The organism is Acidovorax sp. 210-6, assembly GCF_010020825.1.
Taxonomy (GTDB): domain Bacteria; phylum Pseudomonadota; class Gammaproteobacteria; order Burkholderiales; family Burkholderiaceae_C; genus Simplicispira; species Simplicispira sedimenti.
Map to the genome: position 1 here is coordinate 826,431 of NZ_JAACJE010000001.1, position 19,042 is coordinate 845,472.

Here is a 19,042-nt window from a genome sequence, read left to right on the forward strand (position 1 = left end):
TCCACCATTCGTGGCAAAAATACAGGCCACACCCACGACAGGAGGTATCCAAATGGCCCATCACAAGGCAGCCACACATCCCATGGCCCATATCCGGCGGGCGTTCACCATGGCTTCCGGGAAAAAAGGCCAGTTCTTTTCCCTGCCGGCATTGGCGCAGGAATATCCGGCAATAGGGCGCCTGCCAGTCTCGATTCGCATCGTCCTCGAATCGGTGCTGCGCAATTGCGATGGTCGCAAGGTCACGCCAGAGCATGTGCGGCAATTGGCCCAATGGGCGCCTCAGGCCGAACGCAAGGATGAGATCCCCTTCGTCGTTTCGCGCGTGGTGCTGCAGGACTTTACCGGCGTGCCCCTGCTGGCCGACTTGGCCGCCATGCGCAGTGCCGCCCAGCGCCTGGGCAAGAACCCGAAGAAGATAGAGCCCCTGGTGCCCGTGGATCTGGTGGTGGACCACTCCATCATGGTGGATCACTACGGCAGCAAGAAGGCGCTGGACCTGAACATGAAGCTCGAATTCCAGCGCAACCGCGAGCGCTACGAATTCATGAAATGGGGCATGCAGGCCTTCGACACCTTTGGCGTGGTGCCCCCGGGCTTTGGCATCGTGCACCAGGTCAACCTCGAATACCTGGCGCGCGGTGTGCACAAGACCAAGGATGGCACCTACTACCCCGACACCCTGGTCGGCACCGACAGCCACACCACCATGATCAACGGCATTGGCGTGGTGGGCTGGGGCGTGGGCGGCATCGAGGCCGAGGCCGCCATGCTGGGCCAGCCCGTGTACTTCCTCACGCCCGATGTGGTGGGCTTCGAGATGACGGGCCAGCTGCGCGAGGGCGTCACCGCCACCGACCTGGTGCTGACGGTGACCGAGCTGCTGCGCCAGCACAAGGTGGTGGGCAAGTTTGTCGAGTTTTTTGGCGAGGGCACGCGCACCCTGGCGCTGCCCGACCGCGCCACCATCGGCAACATGGCGCCTGAATACGGTGCCACCATGGGCTTCTTTCCGGTGGACGAGAAGACCATCGACTACTTCAAGGGCACGGGCCGCACCAAGGGCGAGATCGAAGCCTTCGAGGCCTACTTCAAGGCCCAGGGCCTGTTCGGCGTGCCGCTGGCGGGCGAGGTGGATTACTCGCAGGTGGTGACGCTGGACCTGGGTAGCGTCACCCCCAGCCTGGCCGGGCCCAAGCGCCCGCAGGACCGCATCGAGCTGGGCCAGGTCAGCCGCCAGTTCGCCAGCCTGTTCAGCCTGCCCAATGCGCAAAACGGCTTCAACCGCCCGGCGCAGGCGCTGCACACGCGCTACCCCGTGCGGTCCAGCGATGTGACCGTAGGCAATGGCGACGTGCTGATTGCCGCCATCACCAGCTGCACCAACACCAGCAACCCCAGCGTGCTGCTGGCTGCAGGCCTGCTGGCCCAAAAGGCGGTGCAGGCTGGGCTGCGGGTGGCGCCGCACATCAAGACCTCGCTGGCGCCCGGCTCGCGCATCGTGACCGAATACCTCCGCGAAACCGGCCTGCTGCCGTACCTGGAAAAGCTGGGCTTTGCCGTCGCTGGCTATGGCTGCACCACCTGCATTGGCAACGCGGGCGACCTGACGCCCGAGCTCAACGCGGCCATCACGCAGAACGAGTTGGTGTGCGCGGCGGTGCTCTCGGGCAACCGCAACTTCGAGGCGCGCATCCACCCGAACCTCAAGGCCAACTTCCTGGCGAGTCCGCCGCTGGTGGTGGCCTATGCGATTGCGGGCACCGTGCTCAAGGATCTGATGACCGAGCCCGTGGGCCAGGGCAAGGGCGGGCGCGACGTGTACCTGGGCGACATCTGGCCCACCAGCGAGGAAATCCACCAGCTCCTGAAGTTCGCCATGAAGGGCAAGGCCTTCCGCGAGAACTACGCCAAGGTGGCCACCGATCCCGGCACGCTGTGGAAAAAAATCAAGGGCGTCAGCGGCACGGCCTACACCTGGCCGCAGAGCACCTACATTGCAGAGCCCCCCTTCTTTGCTGATTTTGCTATCAATTCAATAGCTTATGGCGCTTATTCAGCGGGCGCTACAGGCCAAAATCATTCAAATCCTGTAGCCGTGCAGGGTGCACGCACCATGGCCTTGTTTGGCGATTCCATCACCACCGACCACATCTCGCCCGCAGGCTCCATCAAGGAAAGCTCCCCCGCAGGCCAGTGGTTGCTGCAGCATGGTGTGCACAAGGCCGACTTCAACAGCTACGGCGCGCGCCGGGGCAACCACGAAGTCATGGTGCGCGGCACCTTTGCCAATGTGCGCATCAAGAACCTCATGCTGCCCGCGCTGGCCGATGGCTCGCGCGAGGAGGGCGGCTGGACGTTGCACCAGCCCTCTGGCGACAAGCTGTCCATCTTCGACGCTGCCCAGCGCTACCAGGCCGAAGGCGTGCCCACGGTGGTGTTTGCGGGCGAAGAGTACGGCACCGGCTCCAGCCGCGACTGGGCTGCCAAGGGCACGCAGTTGCTGGGCATACGCGCGGTGGTGGCGCGCAGCTTCGAGCGCATCCACCGCAGCAACCTGGTGGGCATGGGCGTGCTGCCGCTGCAGTTCAAGGCGGGCGAATCCTGGGAAGCGCTGGGCCTGACGGGGCAGGAGCGCATCGACATCCTGCCCGACCCCGCGCTCACCCCGCGAAGCGAGGCGCGGCTCGTGGTGCACCGCAGCGACGGTACGCGCCTGGAGACCACGCTGCTGCTGCGCATCGACACGCCCATCGAAGTGGACTACTACCGTGCGGGCGGCATCCTGCCCTACGTGCTGCAGCAGTTGCTGGAAGGATAGGAACACCCTCCTCAGGCGCCTTCGGCGCCTGAATATCGGCGTAGCGGCGGCCCTTGCGCGAGAGCCCTGGCCTTGGGCGCGCCAGGTTCATGGGCCGTGGGTCGGCAAAGCGGATGGGGGGCTGGCTTGGCCTTCAGCGTTCGGCGTCCACCGCCTGCTGCACGGCCTTGTAGAAGGCTTCGCGCGCCTCGCTCTCCTTGGGCGAGCTGGCGCCCCCGGCCCAGTTGGCGTTGGAGGCGATCACCAGCTGGCGCTTGGGGTCGATGAAGATGCCCTGGCCGAAGATGCCGCGCGCGGCGAAACTGCCGTCGTCATAGGTCCACCACTGGTAGCCGTAGCCGCGCCCGGGCTTGCCGATGTCGGCGCGTTTGGTGGTGGCGTCTTGCAGCCAGCCTTCGGGCAGGATGCCTTGGCCCTGCACCTTGGCGCCCTCCAGGATGAACTGGCCCATGCGCGCATAGTCGCGCGCGGCGGCCTGGATGCAGCAGCCGCTGATCTCCTGGCCCGTCTTGCTCAGAATCCAGGTGGCCTGCTGCTCCATGCCTGCGGGCTTCCAGATCTTTTCTTCCAGGTACTGCGCCAGCGGCCGTTTCGTGGCCTCGCTCACCAGGATGCCCACCAGGTTGGTCTCACCTGTGCTGTAAAGCCAGCGCTCGCCCGCCGGGGCCTGGCGCGGCAACTGGCGCAGGTAGCTGACGATGGCGGGCACGCCGGCTTCGGGCGCGTGGTTGTTGAACCGGGCAACGTCGGAGTTGGGGTCGCCGTAGTCTTCGTTCCAGCGCACGCCCGAGGTCATGGTGAGCAGCTGGCGGATGCTCACATCGTCGTAGGCCGAGCCCTTCATGCTGGTGATGTAGTCGCTCACCTTGTCGTCCATGCTCTTGATGTGGCCGTCCTTCAGCGCGGCGCCCACCAGGGTGGAGGTGAAGGACTTGGCCACGGAAAAGCTCGTCCAGCGGCCGTCCGGGCCGTAATCCAGGCCGTAGCGCTCCACACGCAGCTTGCCCCCTTGCACGATGAGGATGGCGCTGCTGCGCTGGCCCGCCATGTAGGCGTCCAGGTCCAGCGGCAAGGCCAGCGGCTGGCCGGGGGGTAGGCTGCGCGGCGTGCTGCTGGGCTGCACCACGCGCCACTTGGCCAGCAGCGGGATGCGGTCCAGTGCGCGGAAGGCCGCGTCGCGCTGCGGCACGCTCCAGAACAGCAGGTCGCGGTTGGTGGGCACGGTCTTGAGCAGGCCGCGCGTTTCTTTGTCCAGACTGAACCAGCCGACCGTGCCGGCCAGCACCAGCGTTGCCAGCGTGCCCAGCGCGATTTTCTTCAGGGTTTTCAACGGTGCACTCCCCGTGCGGTAACAAGACAGCGAGGATTGAACACCAAGCGTGCAGCGCGGGGCAGCGGGTTTCCCCGGCTGACGTAACCCGGCTTTGCGTCAGGGGCGCGGGCAGGCGCCGGCCGTGCACTTGACGGTGTACTGGCCGATGAAGGTGCGGAAGTTCTTGCCCAGCTGGCCCATCTGCTCGCAAACGTCGCCGCGCGCGTCGAAGGCAAAGCCCTGGCTGCCGTCGGCGTTGAGCAGCTCCACCCGCTTGAGACCGAACTGCACAAACTGCTGGGGGTTCATCCACTGCTCGCCGCAGATGTTGTGGAACACAAAGGTGGCATACACCAGCTCGGACACCTCGGCCTTGCTGGTGTGCAGGCGCAGCACGCCGTCCTCCATGTGCGCCGACTTGAGCGCGTTGCCGTGCAGCGCCTTCTGCAGTGGCGGGGGGACGTTCTTGAAATCGGTGTTGGCAAGGGCCAGCGGGCAGGCGGCGGCCATCATCAGGGTGGTGAGCAGGGCTTTCATGGCAATGTTCTCGGGTCGTATTCGCCGACATTGTGCCGGTATCCGCCCCGCCTGGGCGGCGAAGGGCGCGAACCCCCGCCATGTGTGCACAATCGCCCGCATGAGCGACAAAAAGACCCTGCTGCTGGTGGACGGCTCCAGCTACCTCTACCGCGCCTTCCACGCCATGCCCGACCTGCGTGCCGTGCCGGGCGATCCGAACAGCCCTGCCACGGGCGCCATCCGCGGCATGATCAACATGATGCAGGCGCTGCGCAAGGAGGTGCAGGCCGACTATGCCGCCTGCGTGTTCGACGCCAAGGGCCCGACCTTCCGCGACGAGATCTACCCCGAGTACAAGCAGCAGCGCAGCCCCATGCCCGACGACCTGCGCGCGCAGATCGCGCCCATCCACGAGGTGGTGCGCCTGCTGGGCTGGAAGGTGCTGGATGTGCCCGGCGTGGAGGCTGACGACGTGATCGGCACGCTGGCCGTGACCGCGGCGCGCCAGGGCATCGAGGTGATCGTGAGCAGCGGCGACAAGGACCTGGCGCAACTGGTGAACGAGCACATCACCATCATCGACACCATGAGCGGCAAGCGCCGCGACCTGGCCGGCGTGGAGGCCGAATTTGGCGTGCCTGCGCGGCTGATGGTGGACTACCAGACCCTGGTGGGCGACGCCATCGACAACGTGCCCGGCGTGGAGAAGGTGGGCCCCAAGACGGCGGCCAAGTGGCTGCAGGAATACGGTTCGCTCGACGCCGTGGTGCAGAGCGCCGACAAGATCAAGGGCGTGGCCGGTGAGAACCTGCGCAAGGCGCTGGACTGGCTGCCCACGGGCCGGCAACTGCTGACCATCAAGACCGACTGCGATCTCGGCGGCTGGGTCGAGGGCCTGCCCCGGCTCGACGCCATCGCCCTGGGTGCGCCCGACACGCCCCGGCTCAAGGACTTCTACGAGCAGTACGGTTTCAAGGGCCTGGCGCGCGCGCTGGGCGCCGAGGCCCCGGCCGCCGCGCCCGCACCCGTGGTGGCCATGCCCGGCGAAAGCGGCGACCTGTTTGCCGACCATTCCGCCAGCCCCGTGGCCGAGGCCGCGCAGCACCGCACGGTGGTGTACGACACCGTTCTCAACTGGACCGACTTCGACCACTGGCTGCAGCGCCTGATGAAGGCCGACCTCGTGGCGCTGGACACCGAGACCACGTCGCTCGACGAAATGCGCGCCGAAATCGTCGGCATCAGTTTCAGCGTGCAGCCGGGCGAGGCCGCCTACATTCCGCTGGCCCACGCCGGGCCGGACGCCCCCGCGCAACTGCCGCGCGACGAGGTGCTGGCGCGCCTCAAGCCCTGGCTGGAAAACGGCAAGCACCACAAGCTCGGCCAGCACGTCAAATACGACCGCCACGTGTTCGCCAACCACGGCATCGAAGTGCAGGGCTATGTGCACGACACCATGCTGCAAAGCTACGTGCTCGAAGTGCACAAGCCCCACGGCCTGTCCAGCCTGGCCGAGCGCCACACGGGCCGCACCGGCATCAGCTACGAAGACCTGTGCGGCAAGGGCGCGCACCAGATCCCGTTCGCCCAGGTGCCGGTGGACAAGGCTGCAGCCTATTCGTGCGAAGACTCGGACCAGACGCTGGACGTGCACCTGGCGCTGTGGCCGCTCTTGCAGGCCGACGAGAAACTGCGCTTCATCTACGAGCTGGAAATCGCCAGCAGCGAGGCGCTCTACCGCATCGAACGCAACGGCGTGCTCATCGACGCGCCCACGCTGGCCGCGCAGAGCCACGAGCTGGGCCAGCGCATCCTGCAGCTGGAGACCGAGGCGTATGAGATCGCCGGCCAGCCCTTCAACCTCAGCAGCCCCAAGCAGCTCGGCGAAATCTTCTTTGACAAGCTGGGCATGCCCGTGGTGAAGAAGACCGCCACCGGCGCGCGCAGCACCGACGAAGAAGTGCTGGAAAAGCTGGCCGAAGACTACCCCCTGCCCGCCAAGCTGCTGGAGCACCGCAGCCTCTCCAAGCTCAAGGGCACCTACACCGACAAGCTCGCGCAACTGGCCCACCCGCGCACCGGCCGCGTGCACACGCACTACGCGCAGGCCGTGGCCGTCACGGGGCGCCTGTCGAGCAACGACCCCAACCTGCAGAACATCCCCATCCGCACGGCCGAGGGACGGCGTGTGCGCGAGGCCTTCGTGGCGCCGCCCGGCTGCGTGATCGCCAGTGCCGACTACAGCCAGATCGAGCTGCGCATCATGGCCCACATCAGTGGCGACCACGCGCTCTTGCACGCCTTCCACGCCGGTCTGGATGTGCACCGCGCCACCGCCGCCGAGGTGTTCGGCGTGGCGTTGGACCAGGTGACGAGCGAGCAGCGCCGCTACGCCAAGGTCATCAACTTCGGCCTGATCTACGGCATGAGCAGCTTCGGCCTGGCGAAGAACCTCGGCATCGAGACCAAGGCCGCCGCGGCCTACATCGACCGCTACTTTCAGCGCTACCCCGGCGTGAAGCAGTACATGGACGAAACCAAGGCCCAGGCCAAGGCGCGCGGCTACGTCGAAACGGTGTTCGGCCGCCGCTTGTACCTGCCCGAGATCAATTCCCCCAACGGCCCGCGCCGCGCGGGCGCCGAGCGCGCCGCCATCAACGCCCCCATGCAGGGCACGGCGGCCGATCTCATCAAGATGGCCATGGTCAAGGTGCAGCAGGTGCTGGACGCCGAAAAGCCCGCCGTCAGAATGATCATGCAGGTGCACGACGAACTGGTGTTCGAGCTGCCCGAGGCCGAGGTGGACTGGCTGCGCGGCCACATCCCGCGCCTCATGGCCGGCGTGGCCGACCTCAAGGTGCCGCTGCTGGCCGAGGTGGGCGTGGGGCCCAACTGGGACAAGGCGCATTGAGATGAGACGACACCCCCCCGCTCTCGCAACGCTGCGCGCCGCGGGCAGGGGGACGACGCTAGCGCGGCGGGGCGGCCCTTGCGCGGCGTCTGCTGGCCTGGGGCGCGCCGGTTTCAAGGCGCGCGGGCGGCAGAGGCAAAGGGGTCGGATCGCGATTTCGCGCAGCGAAACCCGGGCTCTGACCCCTTTGCCGGAACACAGGGCGCGGTGTTGGCAACGCGCCCCGCATTCCCGTCATGCGCCGTCAGTCCTGCCGGATTTTTAGTGTTTTTGGCCTCAAGCGCTTATCCAGAAAGCGCCACCAGCTATCAAATTTGAAGTCAATGGCCCCCTCCACACCAACTCTGCATCCATCCACCTGGACCCCCGCCATCCGCGTGGGCCTGTCGATTGCCGCTGCCACCGGGCTCTACGGCATCTCCTTCGGCGCGCTCGCCGTGGCGGCCGGCCTCACCGTCGGTCAGGCCATGGCGCTGAGCCTGCTCATGTTCACGGGCGGCTCGCAGTTCGCCTTCATCGGTGTCATCGCGGGCGGCGGTGCGGGCTCTGCGGCCCTGGGCGCTGCCGCGCTGCTGGGCGTGCGCAACGCGGTCTATGGCATGCAGCTCAACGCCATGATCGCCCCCACCGGCTGGCGCAAGGCCGTGGCGGCGCAGCTCACCATCGACGAATCGGCCGCCACGGCCTCGGGCCAACAGACCCCCGACGAGCAGCGGCGCGGCTTCTGGACGGCCGGCGTCGGCGTGTTCGTGCTCTGGAACCTGTTCACCCTGCTGGGCGCCGTGCTGGGCGACGCCCTGGGCGACCCACGCCGCTGGGGCCTGGACGGCGCCGCCGTGGCCGCCTTCCTGGGCCTGCTCTGGCCGCGCCTGCGTGAGCGTGAGCCCGTGGCGCTGGCCGTGGTCTGTGGCGTGGCCACGGCCCTGGCCGTGCCGTTCGTGCCGCCGGGCCTGCCCATCCTGCTGGCCGCCGTGCTCGGCGCCGCCTGGGGCTGGTGGGGCCGCGACCCGGACGCCGACGCCGCCACGCCGCACACCCGGGAAGGGGGCGCCGCATGACGCTCTGGGGCTACATCCTGCTGGCTTGCGCGGTCACCTACCTCACCAAGCTGGCGGGCTACGCCATTCCTGCCCGCTGGCTGCAAAACCCGCGCATGACCCGCGTGGCCGGCGCCATGACGGTGGCGCTGCTGGCCGCGCTTACGGTGATGAACACCGTGGCCTCGGGGGGCGCACTGGTGCTCGACGCGCGCCTGGCGGCCCTGGCGGCGGCGGCACTGGCGCTGTGGCTGCGCTTGCCGTTCCTGCTGGTGGTGTTGCTGGGGGCGTTGGCGTCGGCGGGGGTGCGGTGGTGGGGGTGAGTTCGCACGCTCGCGGCAATTGCAGACCATTCAAGCCATGATCCATTTGGCCGACCGGCTCGTCGCTACGCTTCCCAGTCGACAAGACGGGTTGTACAACCCTTACGCCGACAACTGCGCGTATGACGGCCCGGAAAACACTCCGCAGGCGCGGCTGGAGCGGTTGCGAAATCACCTGGATTGCAGGCCAAGGCTGATCCTCGTTGGCGAGGCGCCGGGGTACCGGGGCTGCCGCTACTCCGGTGTAGCGTTCACCAGCGAAGGGTTGTTGCTGGATGGCGTGATTCCACGGATCGATCCGCCATCGCATCGTCTGACAAAGCGACATCTGCCCTTGAGGGAGCCATCTGCCACCATCATCTGGCGCACGCTGAAATCGCTCTCCATCCAGGAGGAAACAGTTCTGTGGAACGCCGTTCAGATGCACCCGCATCGCCGAGGTGAACCTTGGTCGAACCGGACTCCAACGGCCAAGGAGTTGGCGCTCGGGGTCCCCGCCCTGCAGATACTCCGGCGCGCATTTCCGAATGCGGTGTTTGTTCCGATCGGGAAAAAAGCCTATGAGTTACTGCAGAAAACAGGAATCAGGTCGGCGGCGTATGTGCGCCATCCCGCCAACGGAGGGGCGGCGCGTTTTGCCGAAGGACTGGCTGTGATCCTGGCATGACGAGTGTGTTCCTGTTGCCCGTCGGCGTTGACGGGGTCACGGTGCCGTGCCTGGGGCTGCTATGAATCAAAGAGCTATCGGCGCTTTGCTAGAAAGGGCTGGGGGCTGATTTGATTCTGAACGATCGGACGTGACTCACCCGCCACCAATCGGCTGCAATGCCCCCACGGTCGGCCCAGCAAGCGCTCGAAGGCCGCCGGGTCGCCCACGTCGTCGCTGTCCAGCATGCCCAGGCGCTCAAAGTGCCAGCGCTCACGCAAGCCAAGGGTTCACGACTGTCACTCCGGTATCGGCAAAGTCCGCCACGTTGCGGGTCACCACAGCAAAGCCGTGCTCGATGGCTTTGGCCGCGATCATGGCGTCGCGCTCAGAGCGGCGGTCGGGTATGTGCAGTGAAGCGCACACGGGCGCAGTGTTTTCGGTGAATGGCAGGATGCGACCCGCGAAGGCCACACGCACCCCTGCCAGCCAGGCGCGCAGTGCACTGCCCTGCGGGGGCGTGCGCCGTTCCAGCGTGCGGATGCCGATTTCCAGCTCCAGGATGGAGATGGCCGACAGAAAAAGCCTGCTGCTGGGCTGCCCCGCCGCCCAGGCACGTACCTCGGCCGACTGATGGGGCTTGCCATGGCGCAGTTCGGAAATGACGTTGGTATCCAGGACGAACATGGATGGCTTTCAGTCGAACGACGCGCCTTGGATCTGCACCTTCAACCGAGGGGGCTCGAAATCAATGCCTTCCCCCCCGGGGATGCCATCCATCACGTCCAGGAGCGAGCGTTCGCTTTGCCCTGCGATGCGGTAGTAGTCGTCGATCTTGAGCAGCGCATAGGCTGGGCGCCCCCGGTCGGTGATGAATACCGGGCCATCCACCGTTGCGCGCTTGGCCGCAGACACATCGCGCGTGAAATCGCGGCTGGAAAACGTATGGATGCTCATGCGAACCTCCGGAATCACAATGATGTTTGTATGTTATGACAAACATGAAGGGAGCGTCAATTTGCAGGTGCTGATGAAAGGTGAGGGTTCAGCGTGACGGTGGCTTGGAGTTGCTTTTGCCACGGTCTGTATGCGTTCTTGACCACCTGTGGGTTGGCATTGAGCAGCATTGTTGTGCTATCAATAGTGAAGCAAGTAACGCTTGTTCAGTAAGCTTTGGATGCCTTTTGCTTGAAATATGGGCGCACAATCATCTCCACGCCTGCGCCACCAACCGGCTGTAATGCACCCCCGACCGGCCCAGCAATTGCTCGAACTCCGCCGGATCGCCCACGTTGTCGCTGTCCAGCAGGGCCAGCGATTCGCTGCACCAGGGCACCGAGGCTGGCAGCAGGTCGCCCGCGCGGGCACTCAGGCGCGTCAGCGGCAGGGGCAGGCGCATCACTAGTGCGGGGCCGTGGCCTTGCTGCTGGCGCAGGCTGGCGACGAAGTCGGCCATGCGCACGGGTTCGGGGCCGGTGCAGGCCACGGTGCCGGTGTGCTGCAGGGCCGGGCCGAGCAGGGCCACCACGGCAGCGGCCAGGTCGTGCACCGACACGGGCTGGATACGCGCCGTGAGCATGGGCGCGGGGAACACCACCACGGGCAGGCGGGCCAGGTTCATGAACAGCGCGCTGCTGTCGCCGCCCTTGCCAAACACCACGCTGGGGCGCAGCACCACGGGGTCGAGCTGGCCGGCAGCGGCCAGGGTGCGCAGGCAGGCTTCGGCGGCCAGCTTGGTGCGGGCGTAGCGCGTGGCGCTGCCTTCGATGCCCAGGGCCGAGATCTGCACCACGCGGCGCACGCCAGCCTGGGCGCAGGCCTGGAACAGAGCACAGGGGGTGTGCTGGTGCACGGCGTCGATGGGGCGCGCGGCGCTGTCGCGCAGCACGCCCACGGCGTTGACCACGGCGTCCATGCCCTGCAGCCGGGGCAGCCAGGACTCGGGCGTGGTGTCGCGGGCAAAGTCCATGGGCACCTGGTCTGGCTGGAGCTTGGCCTGGGCGCTGCGGGGGGATACCCCGGCGTGCACCTGGTGCCCGGCGGCGCGCAGGGCGGCATGCAGGGTCTGGCCGATGAATCCGGTGGCGCCGGTCAGAAGGATGTGCATGGTGGTGTGGGCTGGGCTTCGGATGCGGTCACCTTACACCCATGGCGTGGTGTGTGGCTCGGTGGCGGGTGGATTCAGGGGTTGGTGACACGGATATTGCCCTGGCGGACGGGGCTGGGTGCTTGACAGGCTTGCTAAGATCAAAATGCATGCCTTGTCAGCGCTCGCCAGCCAGCGCATTCTTCGCAGACCCCTGTTTGGGGATATTGATAAAAATACCTTCTAAGGCAAGCGCAACAAGCGCTAATAGCTATGATTTTGATAGCAATCATCACGGCCACTCTGGCTGCCGGGATCGGCAGCGTGTGGCTTGCCGCCGGGCTTTTGAGCACCGGGCTGGGCACGCGGCCCGACGGTGTGGGCACGCGCCATCTGCTGAGCCTGGCCGCAGGTGCACTGCTGGCCACGGCCTTCATGCACCTGCTGCCCGAGGCGTTCGAGAGCCAGGCCGGGGCGCATGAGCTGTTCACCACGCTGCTGGTGGGCCTGGTGTTCTTCTTTTTGCTGGACAAGGCCGAGCTGTGGCACCACGGGCACGAGCACCACGACCCGGTGCAGGGCCAGCACGACCATGCCCATGGCCACGGGCACGACCATTCACACGGCCACGCGCATGGCCATGAGCACCATCACCACCACGCCGCGCCGCAGGGCGGTGGCTGGGCGGTGCTGACCGGCGACAGCGTGCATTGCTTTGGCGACGGGGTGTTGATCGCTTCGGCCTTCCTGGCTGACATGCGCCTGGGGCTGGTGGCGGCGCTGTCGGTGCTGGCGCACGAGGTGCCGCACCACATGGGCGATCTGGTGGTGCTGCGCCAGAGCAGTGCCAGCCGCCGCATTGCGCTGGTCAAGGTGTCGCTGGCAGGGGCGGTCACGGCGCTGGGCGGGGTCGCGGGCTACTTTCTGGTGGGGCAGTTGCACGACTGGCTGCCGTTCTTTCTGGCCGTGGCGTCCAGCAGCTTTGTCTATGTGGCCCTGGCGGACCTGATTCCACAACTGCAGCGCCATGTGTCTGCGCGCGAGACGGCGTTTCAGATTTTCTGGCTGCTGCTGGGGATGGCGGTGGTCACCCTGGTCAGCGGCGCGGCGCACAGCCACTGACGGTGGCAGGGGCTGGCGCACCGCGCTGGGCGGATGTCGATATGGTCAGCGTCCGATGGCAAACACGGCGGGCGTGTGCTTGTCGGGGCCGTCGGGCTGTGCGCGCCACTGGCGCACGGTCTGGCTGCGCGTGCGGGCGCTGGCCAGGGTCAGGCCGCTGCTCACGGCCAGGTGGGTGCCCGGCTGCAGGGTTTGCAGCAGGGCCTGGAGCAGGGCGGCGTTGCGGTAGGGCGTCTCGATGCACAGTTGCGTTTGGCCGCTCTTGAGCGCCAGGGCCTCCAGCGTGCGGATGCGCTGGGCGCGTTCGTCGGCGTCCTGCGGCAGGTAGCCCACAAAGGCAAAGTTCTGCCCGTTGAGCCCGCTGGCCGCCAGCGCCAGCAGCAGCGACACCGGCCCCACCAGCGGTACCACCTGCAGCCCCAGTGCGTGCGCTGCACGCACCACCGAGCTGCCGGGGTCGGCCACGGCGGGCATGCCCGCTTCGCTGACCAGGCCCATGTCGTGCCCGGCCAGGGCGGGGGCGAGCAGGGGGCGGGCGTCAAACGGCGCCGAGCCTTTGTCGCCGTGGTCGCCTTTTTTGTGCACTTCACGCGGCAGTTCGGTGATGTGCTGTTCCTGCAGGGGCAGCGCCAGCGGGTGCAGCGCGTCGATGCGCTTGAGGTAGGCGCGCGTGCTCTTGGCGTTCTCGCACACCCAGTGGGTGATGCGGGCGGCCGTGGCCAGCGTGGCGTCGGGCAGGGCGTCGCGCAGGGGGGCTTGTGGCTCGCAGCCAAAGTCCAGCGGTGCGGGCACCAGGTACAGACGGCCGGGGGTGGGGGCGGGCGTGTTCATGGCAGCGTGAGGCCTGCGGCGCGCAGCATGCGGCAGGTGCGGATCAAGGGCAGGCCGACCAGGGCGGTGGGGTCGTCGCTGAGGATGGCGTCCAGCAGGCTGATGCCCAGGCCTTCACTTTTGGCGCTGCCGGCGCAGTCGTAGGGCTGTTCGGCGTGCAGGTAGCGCTCGATTTCGTCACCCGTCAACGTGCGAAAGCGCACTTCCACGGGCGCCAGGTCCACCTGTTCAAAGCCGGTGGCCGCGCAGACCACGGCCACGGCGGTCTGAAAGATGACGGTTTCGCCGCTCATGCGTTGCAGTTGTGCGCTGGCGCGCTCGTGGGTACCGGGCTTGCCCAGGGGCTGGCCGTGTAGGTCAGCCACCTGGTCGGAGCCAATAACCACGGCGTCGGGGTGCTGGGCTGCTACGGCGTGGGCCTTGGCCAGCGCCAGGCGCAGTGCCAGTGCGCGCGGGGCTTCGCCTTGCAGGGGGGTTTCGTCCACGTCGGGCGCGGCCACCGTGAAAGGCAGGCCCAGGCGCTGCAGCAATTCGCGCCTGTAGCGCGAGGTGGAGCCCAAAACCAGAGTGCGAACAAGGGAGGGGGATTGATGCATGGCGCGATTCTCTTACACTGCACGCATGACCAAGGAATTCCACCCCGACCGGCTCGACGCCAAAGCCTTTGTGCTGGCAGGTGCGCGCCTGGAAGGGCACGAGTCCCTGCTCAAGTACGAGCGCCTGGCGCAGGAGGCCAAGGGATTGCATCCCGACCTGCGTGTCGATTGGGTGGCGGTCGGCGAATGGCGCCCTGAAGTCGGCAACGAAGCTGGGCAGCTCTGGATGCATTTGCAGGCCCGCGCGGACTTTCCCATGGTGTGCCAGCGCTGCCTGGGGCCGGTGGATGTGCCGCTGCAGGTGGATCAGTGGTTCCGCTTCGTCGCGGACGAGGCCACGGCCGAGGCGCTGGACGACGAGGTTGAAGAAGACCTGCTGGCCCTGAGCCGTGAGTTTGATCTGCACGAGCTGATCGAGGACGAGCTCCTCATGGCCCTGCCGCTGGTGCCGCGCCACGACGAGTGCCCGGACCCGGTGCAGTTGTCCGCCAGCGACGAGGACTTTGATTCCGCCAGTGCCGAGCGCCCCAACCCCTTTGCCGCGCTGGCGAGCCTGCGCGTTGGCAAAAAAGACACCTGACGGCAGCTTTGGGCTATAATCGAGGGCTTCGCGCGAATCCCCTCGTGTCTTTAATGGGCTGATCGCGTTTTCCACCAACACCTTTTGAAGACCAGGAGCCCATCATGGCCGTTCAGCAAAACAAAAAGTCGCCTTCCAAGCGCGGTATGCACCGTTCGCACAATGCCCTGACGGTGCCCGGCATTGCCGTGGAGCCCACCACGGGCGAAATCCACCTGCGCCACCACATCAGCCCCAACGGCTTTTACCGTGGCCGCCAGGTGCTGAAGAGCAAGTCCGAAGCCTGACCCTGTCTCTGCCCGAGGCCGAGTCTCTCAGGGCCCGTAGCTACCGTTTCGTAGCACGGGCCTTTGTCGTTTGTGCGCCCTGCGCACCCCACCGGGCCGCTGAACCGGCCAAGACCCTGTTGCATGATCACACTGGCTGTTGACTGCATGGGGGGCGACCACGGCCCCCATGTCACATTGGCGGCGTGCCGCCACTTTTTGGACGCGCACGCCGATGCGCGCCTGCTCCTGGTGGGTCTGCCCGAGGTCTTGCAGGGCTTTGCGCATGAGCGCGCCAGCCTGGTGCCTGCCTCCGAAGTGGTGGCCATGGACGACCCCGTCGAAATTGCCCTGCGCCGCAAGAAGGACTCGTCCATGCGCGTGGCCATCGTGCAGGTCAAGGAAGGTGCGGCTGATGCCGCCGTGTCGGCCGGCAATACGGGCGCCTTGATGGCCATTGCACGCTACGTGCTCAAGACGATGGACGGCATCGACCGCCCGGCCATTGCCTACCCGCTGCCCAATGCGTTGGGCGGTTCGACCACGGTGCTGGACCTGGGTGCCAACGTGGATTGCACCGAGCGCCACCTGCTGGAGTTTGCCGTGATGGGCTCGGCGCTCGATACCGTGCTCAAGGGCAAGGAGCAGCCCAGCGTCGGTTTGCTCAACATTGGTGCCGAAGCGATCAAGGGCAGCGAAGTGATCAAAAAGGCGGGTGAATTGCTGCGATCTGCGGCCAACTCCGGCGATTTGAACTTTTTCGGCAATGTCGAAGGCAACGATATCTTCAAGGGAACGACCGATATCGTGGTCTGTGACGGCTTTGTTGGCAATGTGGCGCTCAAGACCAGTGAAGGCTTGGCGGCCATGGTGGGCGGATTCCTCAAGCAGGAGTTTTCGCGCAACATTTTCACAAAAGTCGCAGCGATCGTCGCCTATCCGGTTCTATCTGCATTCAAAAAACGCGTGGACTACCGTCGCTACAACGGTGCGGCGCTGCTGGGTTTGCGTGGGCTGGTTTTCAAGAGCCACGGGTCTGCCGATGAGATGGCTTTTGAGCAGGCTTTGAACCGGGCGTATGATGCAGCCCGCAACAACCTGCTGGATCGCGTCCGTCGGCGGATTGCCAGTGCAGCACCTTTTCTGCTGCCGGAGGCAGACAAGACCGAGGCCGACGTGGCGCCAGCGCCACTTCAATGACACGCTATTCCCGAATTACCGGCACCGGCAGTTACCTTCCGCCGCGCCGGGTGACCAATGCCGAACTGGTGGCCGACCTGGCCAGCCGCGGCATCGAGTCTTCCAACGAATGGATTGTGGAGCGCACGGGCATCCAGGCGCGGCATTTCGCCGACGCTGCAGTGGCCTGCAGCGACCTGGCGCTGGAGGCGGCGCGCCACGCATTGCAGGCCGCCAGCCTGCGCGCACAAGACATTGACCTCATCATCGTCGCCACGTCCACGCCGGACATGGTGTTCCCCTCCACTGCCGCCATCCTCCAGCACAAGCTGGGCGCCTCGGGCTGCCCGGTCTTTGATGTGCAGGCGGTGTGCAGTGGCTTTGTCTATGCGCTGACGGTGGCCGACGCCATGATCCGTGCCGGCACGGCCCGGCGTGCGCTGGTGGTGGGATCCGAAATCTTCAGCCGTCTGCTGGACTTCAACGACCGCACCACCTGCGTGCTGTTTGGCGATGGTGCGGGCGCTGTGGTGTTGGAGGCGTCCGAGACGCCGGGCATTCTGGCTTCGGATCTGCATGCCGATGGACGCCATGTGGGCATTCTGTGCGTGCCGGGCCATGTGTCCGGCGGTCAGATCGCAGGGCGCCCCTTGCTCACCATGGACGGCCCCGCCGTCTTCAAACTGGCCGTGGGCGTGCTGGAAAGCGCGGCGCGTGCCACGCTCGACAAGGCAGGCCTGAAGGAATCCGACATTGACTGGCTGATACCGCACCAGGCCAACATCCGCATCATGCAGGGCACGGCACGCAAGCTCAAGCTCCCGCTGGAGCGCATGGTGGTTACCGTGGACCAGCACGGCAACACCTCGGCGGCGTCCATCCCCTTGGCACTGGACTATGCCGTGCGTGCAGGGCAGATCAAGGAAGGCGAGACGGTCATGCTCGAAGGCGTGGGCGGCGGCTTTACCTGGGGTGCTGTGCTACTAAAAATGTAGCTACTTGCGCTTTATGCATAAGCGCTTGAGCCTGTTTTTGTCTATTTTTTCTGATTGGCAATGAAGAACTTTGCATTTGTCTTTCCGGGCCAGGGCTCGCAGGCCGTGGGCATGCTTGATGGCTGGGGTGATCACCCCGCCGTGGCGCAGACGCTGCAGGAAGCGTCCGACGCCCTGGGCGAAGACGTGGGCCGCTTGATCCACGAGGGCCCCAAGGAAGCGCTGGCCCTGACCACCAACACCCAGCCGGTGATGCTGGTGGCAGGCGTGGCGGCATGGCGCGTCTGGCGCGCCGAGGGCGGTGCTTTGCCCGCCGCCGTGGCCGGCCATTCGCTGGGTGAATACTCTGCGTTGGTGGCGTCCGGTGTGCTCACGCTGGCCCAGGCGGCGCCGCTGGTGCGCCTGCGTGCTGCCGCCATGCAGGAAGCCGTGCCCGTGGGCACTGGCGCCATGGCCGCGATTCTGGGCCTGGATGCTGCAAAAGTGATAGCTGGTTGCGCCGAAGTGACGGCCGCCATGGGCCACAACGGCACCGAAGTGGTCGAGGCGGTGAATTTCAACGACCCGGCCCAGACTGTGATCGCCGGCAGCAAGGCCGCCGTCGAGAAGGCCTGCGAAGCCCTCAAGGCCGCAGGCGCCAAGCGCGCACTGCCGCTGCCGGTGTCGGCACCGTTCCATTCCAGCCTGATGAAGCCCGCCGCCGAGAAGCTGCGCGCCGCACTGGCCGCCATCCCCCTCGCAGCACCGCAGATCCCGGTGCTCAACAATATTGACGTGGCCGTGCAGCAGGACGCCGACGCCATCCGTGATGCGCTCTACCGCCAGGCCTTCGGCCCCGTGCGCTGGGTGGAGTGCGTGCAGGCGCTCAAGGCCCGCGGCATCACGCACATCGTCGAATGCGGCCCTGGCAAGGTGCTGGCGGGCATGACCAAGCGCATCGACGCCGAACTGACGGGCGCGGCACTGTACGACCCGGCCACCCTGAATGAAGTGAAGGAACTGCTGGCATGAGCGAATCCACCGCAACCCCCACCGTGGCGCTGGTCACGGGTGCCTCGCGCGGCATCGGCGCCGCCATCGCATTGGAACTGGCCGCACGCGGCCACCAGGTCATCGGCACCGCCACCACCGACGAAGGCGCTGCGCGCATCACCCAGGCGCTGGCGGCCTATCCCGGCTGCCGGGGCGCCAACCTCAACGTGAACGACGCTGCGGCGGTTGATGCGCTGATCGACAGCATCGTCAAGGGCCAGGGCGGCCTGCATGTGCTGGTGAACAACGCCGGCATCACGCGCGACCAGCTCGCCATGCGCATGAAGGACGACGATTGGGACGCCGTGCTGGACACCAACCTCAAGGCGGTGTTCCGCGTCAGCCGTGCCGCGATCAAGCCCATGATGAAGCAGCGCTACGGCCGCATCATCAGCATTACCAGCGTGGTGGGTGCATCGGGCAACCCTGGCCAGGCCAATTACGCTGCCGCCAAGGCGGGTGTGGCGGGCATGACGCGCTCGCTGGCGCGCGAGCTGGGCAGCCGCAACATCACGGTCAACTGCGTGGCGCCGGGCTTCATCCAGACCGACATGACGGCCGAGTTGTCCGAAGAGCAGCACAAGGCCCTGCAGGCGCAGATTCCGCTGGGCCACATGGGCCAGCCCGCCGACATCGCCCACGCCGTGGCCTACCTTGCATCGCGCGAGGCGGGCTACGTGACAGGGCAGGAACTGCATGTCAACGGCGGCATGTACATGTAACAAAAAAACACGCCGGTTCATCCGTGCGGCGGGCGGTTCGGGGGAGGCTTCCCCTGAGCGGCTA

At 66.4% G+C, this 19,042-nt stretch carries 19 protein-coding genes; 12 read left to right on the plus strand and 7 right to left on the minus strand.

What is annotated here, in order from left to right:
* The first annotated feature begins 82 nt into the window (after positions 1 to 82).
* The gene (gene acnA, locus GWK50_RS03800; protein ID WP_162018009.1) at positions 83 to 2,821 is read left to right on the plus strand and encodes an aconitate hydratase AcnA; all 2,739 of its coding nucleotides are present in this window, start codon (positions 83 to 85) and stop codon (positions 2,819 to 2,821) included.
* A gap of 133 nt (positions 2,822 to 2,954) precedes the next feature.
* Here the strand turns inward: acnA and GWK50_RS03805 are convergent, their stop codons facing one another.
* The gene (locus GWK50_RS03805) at positions 2,955 to 4,151 is read right to left on the minus strand and encodes a serine hydrolase (protein WP_162015367.1); all 1,197 of its coding nucleotides are present in this window, start codon (positions 4,149 to 4,151) and stop codon (positions 2,955 to 2,957) included.
* A gap of 99 nt (positions 4,152 to 4,250) precedes the next feature.
* Positions 4,251 to 4,670: a hypothetical protein gene (locus GWK50_RS03810; RefSeq protein WP_162015368.1), complete on the minus strand. Its 420-nt coding sequence runs from the start codon at positions 4,668 to 4,670 to the stop codon at positions 4,251 to 4,253.
* 100 nt (positions 4,671 to 4,770) lie between these two features.
* Here GWK50_RS03810 and polA point away from each other — a divergent pair, with 100 nt between their 5' ends.
* The 4 genes from polA (at position 4,771) to GWK50_RS03830 (ending at position 9,590) form a co-directional block, all read left to right on the plus strand.
* Positions 4,771 to 7,563 carry a DNA polymerase I gene (gene polA, locus GWK50_RS03815; protein ID WP_162015369.1) on the plus strand — a complete coding sequence of 931 codons (2,793 nt, stop codon included), beginning with the start codon at positions 4,771 to 4,773 and terminating at the stop codon, positions 7,561 to 7,563.
* A 323-nt stretch (positions 7,564 to 7,886) separates the two neighbouring features.
* Positions 7,887 to 8,621, plus strand: a complete 735-nt coding sequence (locus GWK50_RS03820) for an AzlC family ABC transporter permease (RefSeq protein WP_162015370.1) — start codon at positions 7,887 to 7,889, stop codon at positions 8,619 to 8,621.
* Positions 8,618 to 8,923 carry an AzlD domain-containing protein gene (locus GWK50_RS03825; RefSeq protein WP_162015371.1) on the plus strand — a complete coding sequence of 102 codons (306 nt, stop codon included), beginning with the start codon at positions 8,618 to 8,620 and terminating at the stop codon, positions 8,921 to 8,923. Before GWK50_RS03820 ends, GWK50_RS03825 begins: the two co-directional genes overlap by 4 nt.
* A gap of 37 nt (positions 8,924 to 8,960) precedes the next feature.
* A complete protein-coding gene (locus tag GWK50_RS03830) occupies positions 8,961 to 9,590 on the plus strand; it encodes a uracil-DNA glycosylase (RefSeq protein ID WP_162015372.1) in 630 nt (209 codons plus the stop codon).
* Positions 9,591 to 9,842: 252 nt separating this feature from the next.
* Here the strand turns inward: GWK50_RS03830 and GWK50_RS03835 are convergent, their stop codons facing one another.
* From GWK50_RS03835 to GWK50_RS03845, 3 genes are all read right to left on the minus strand, one after another.
* Positions 9,843 to 10,256, minus strand: coding sequence for a type II toxin-antitoxin system VapC family toxin (locus GWK50_RS03835; RefSeq protein ID WP_162015373.1), 414 nt, complete (start codon positions 10,254 to 10,256; stop codon positions 9,843 to 9,845).
* Positions 10,257 to 10,265: 9 nt separating this feature from the next.
* Positions 10,266 to 10,526, minus strand: a complete 261-nt coding sequence (locus GWK50_RS03840) for a prevent-host-death protein (protein WP_162015374.1) — start codon at positions 10,524 to 10,526, stop codon at positions 10,266 to 10,268.
* 250 nt (positions 10,527 to 10,776) lie between these two features.
* Entirely contained in the window at positions 10,777 to 11,676 is a 900-nt protein-coding gene (locus tag GWK50_RS03845; RefSeq protein WP_162015375.1) for an NAD-dependent epimerase/dehydratase family protein, read from the minus strand.
* A gap of 252 nt (positions 11,677 to 11,928) precedes the next feature.
* On the opposite strand from GWK50_RS03845, the gene GWK50_RS03850 reads away from it, so the two are divergent.
* Positions 11,929 to 12,777, plus strand: coding sequence for a ZIP family metal transporter (locus tag GWK50_RS03850; RefSeq protein ID WP_162015376.1), 849 nt, complete (start codon positions 11,929 to 11,931; stop codon positions 12,775 to 12,777).
* A 45-nt stretch (positions 12,778 to 12,822) separates the two neighbouring features.
* Here the strand turns inward: GWK50_RS03850 and GWK50_RS03855 are convergent, their stop codons facing one another.
* Together GWK50_RS03855 and GWK50_RS03860 are read right to left on the minus strand one after the other, a co-directional pair.
* The gene (locus GWK50_RS03855; protein WP_162015377.1) at positions 12,823 to 13,608 is read right to left on the minus strand and encodes an SAM-dependent methyltransferase; all 786 of its coding nucleotides are present in this window, start codon (positions 13,606 to 13,608) and stop codon (positions 12,823 to 12,825) included.
* Positions 13,605 to 14,204, minus strand: coding sequence for a Maf family nucleotide pyrophosphatase (locus GWK50_RS03860; RefSeq protein WP_162015378.1), 600 nt, complete (start codon positions 14,202 to 14,204; stop codon positions 13,605 to 13,607). The genes GWK50_RS03855 and GWK50_RS03860 overlap by 4 nt, the downstream gene beginning before the upstream one ends.
* A gap of 25 nt (positions 14,205 to 14,229) precedes the next feature.
* Between GWK50_RS03860 and GWK50_RS03865 the strand changes: the two genes are divergently transcribed.
* The 6 genes from GWK50_RS03865 (at position 14,230) to fabG (ending at position 18,978) form a co-directional block, all read left to right on the plus strand.
* Entirely contained in the window at positions 14,230 to 14,784 is a 555-nt protein-coding gene (locus GWK50_RS03865; protein WP_162015379.1) for a YceD family protein, read from the plus strand.
* Between the two features lie 104 nt (positions 14,785 to 14,888).
* Positions 14,889 to 15,071, plus strand: coding sequence for a 50S ribosomal protein L32 (gene rpmF / locus GWK50_RS03870; RefSeq protein ID WP_162015380.1), 183 nt, complete (start codon positions 14,889 to 14,891; stop codon positions 15,069 to 15,071).
* 123 nt (positions 15,072 to 15,194) lie between these two features.
* The gene (gene plsX / locus GWK50_RS03875; RefSeq protein ID WP_162015381.1) at positions 15,195 to 16,250 is read left to right on the plus strand and encodes a phosphate acyltransferase PlsX; all 1,056 of its coding nucleotides are present in this window, start codon (positions 15,195 to 15,197) and stop codon (positions 16,248 to 16,250) included.
* Entirely contained in the window at positions 16,247 to 17,224 is a 978-nt protein-coding gene (locus GWK50_RS03880) for a beta-ketoacyl-ACP synthase III (RefSeq protein ID WP_162015382.1), read from the plus strand. The genes plsX and GWK50_RS03880 overlap by 4 nt, the downstream gene beginning before the upstream one ends.
* Positions 17,225 to 17,284: 60 nt before the next feature.
* A complete protein-coding gene (gene fabD / locus GWK50_RS03885; RefSeq protein ID WP_162015383.1) occupies positions 17,285 to 18,235 on the plus strand; it encodes an ACP S-malonyltransferase in 951 nt (316 codons plus the stop codon).
* A complete protein-coding gene (gene fabG / locus GWK50_RS03890; RefSeq protein WP_162015384.1) occupies positions 18,232 to 18,978 on the plus strand; it encodes a 3-oxoacyl-ACP reductase FabG in 747 nt (248 codons plus the stop codon). Before fabD ends, fabG begins: the two co-directional genes overlap by 4 nt.
* Positions 18,979 to 19,042: the final 64 nt, after the last annotated feature.

What these genes read in the sequence shown, in the direction of transcription:
- GWK50_RS03830 (WP_162015372.1), top strand. Translation starts at nt 8,961, where the DNA reads ATGATCCATTTGGCCGACCGGCTCGTCGCTACGCTTCCCAGTCGACAA.
- GWK50_RS03850 (WP_162015376.1), top strand. Translation starts at nt 11,929, where the DNA reads ATGATTTTGATAGCAATCATCACGGCCACTCTGGCTGCCGGGATCGGC.
- GWK50_RS03810 (WP_162015368.1), bottom strand. Translation starts at nt 4,670, where the DNA reads ATGAAAGCCCTGCTCACCACCCTGATGATGGCCGCCGCCTGCCCGCTG.
- GWK50_RS03865 (WP_162015379.1), top strand. Translation starts at nt 14,230, where the DNA reads ATGACCAAGGAATTCCACCCCGACCGGCTCGACGCCAAAGCCTTTGTG.
- GWK50_RS03825 (WP_162015371.1), top strand. Translation starts at nt 8,618, where the DNA reads ATGACGCTCTGGGGCTACATCCTGCTGGCTTGCGCGGTCACCTACCTC.
- rpmF (WP_162015380.1), top strand. Translation starts at nt 14,889, where the DNA reads ATGGCCGTTCAGCAAAACAAAAAGTCGCCTTCCAAGCGCGGTATGCAC.
- fabG (WP_162015384.1), top strand. Translation starts at nt 18,232, where the DNA reads ATGAGCGAATCCACCGCAACCCCCACCGTGGCGCTGGTCACGGGTGCC.
- polA (WP_162015369.1), top strand. Translation starts at nt 4,771, where the DNA reads ATGAGCGACAAAAAGACCCTGCTGCTGGTGGACGGCTCCAGCTACCTC.
- GWK50_RS03820 (WP_162015370.1), top strand. Translation starts at nt 7,887, where the DNA reads ATGGCCCCCTCCACACCAACTCTGCATCCATCCACCTGGACCCCCGCC.
- GWK50_RS03835 (WP_162015373.1), bottom strand. Translation starts at nt 10,256, where the DNA reads ATGTTCGTCCTGGATACCAACGTCATTTCCGAACTGCGCCATGGCAAG.
- GWK50_RS03845 (WP_162015375.1), bottom strand. Translation starts at nt 11,676, where the DNA reads ATGCACATCCTTCTGACCGGCGCCACCGGATTCATCGGCCAGACCCTG.
- GWK50_RS03860 (WP_162015378.1), bottom strand. Translation starts at nt 14,204, where the DNA reads ATGCATCAATCCCCCTCCCTTGTTCGCACTCTGGTTTTGGGCTCCACC.
- GWK50_RS03840 (WP_162015374.1), bottom strand. Translation starts at nt 10,526, where the DNA reads ATGAGCATCCATACGTTTTCCAGCCGCGATTTCACGCGCGATGTGTCT.
- GWK50_RS03855 (WP_162015377.1), bottom strand. Translation starts at nt 13,608, where the DNA reads ATGAACACGCCCGCCCCCACCCCCGGCCGTCTGTACCTGGTGCCCGCA.
- plsX (WP_162015381.1), top strand. Translation starts at nt 15,195, where the DNA reads ATGATCACACTGGCTGTTGACTGCATGGGGGGCGACCACGGCCCCCAT.
- fabD (WP_162015383.1), top strand. Translation starts at nt 17,285, where the DNA reads ATGAAGAACTTTGCATTTGTCTTTCCGGGCCAGGGCTCGCAGGCCGTG.
- GWK50_RS03880 (WP_162015382.1), top strand. Translation starts at nt 16,247, where the DNA reads ATGACACGCTATTCCCGAATTACCGGCACCGGCAGTTACCTTCCGCCG.
- acnA (WP_162018009.1), top strand. Translation starts at nt 83, where the DNA reads ATGGCCCATATCCGGCGGGCGTTCACCATGGCTTCCGGGAAAAAAGGC.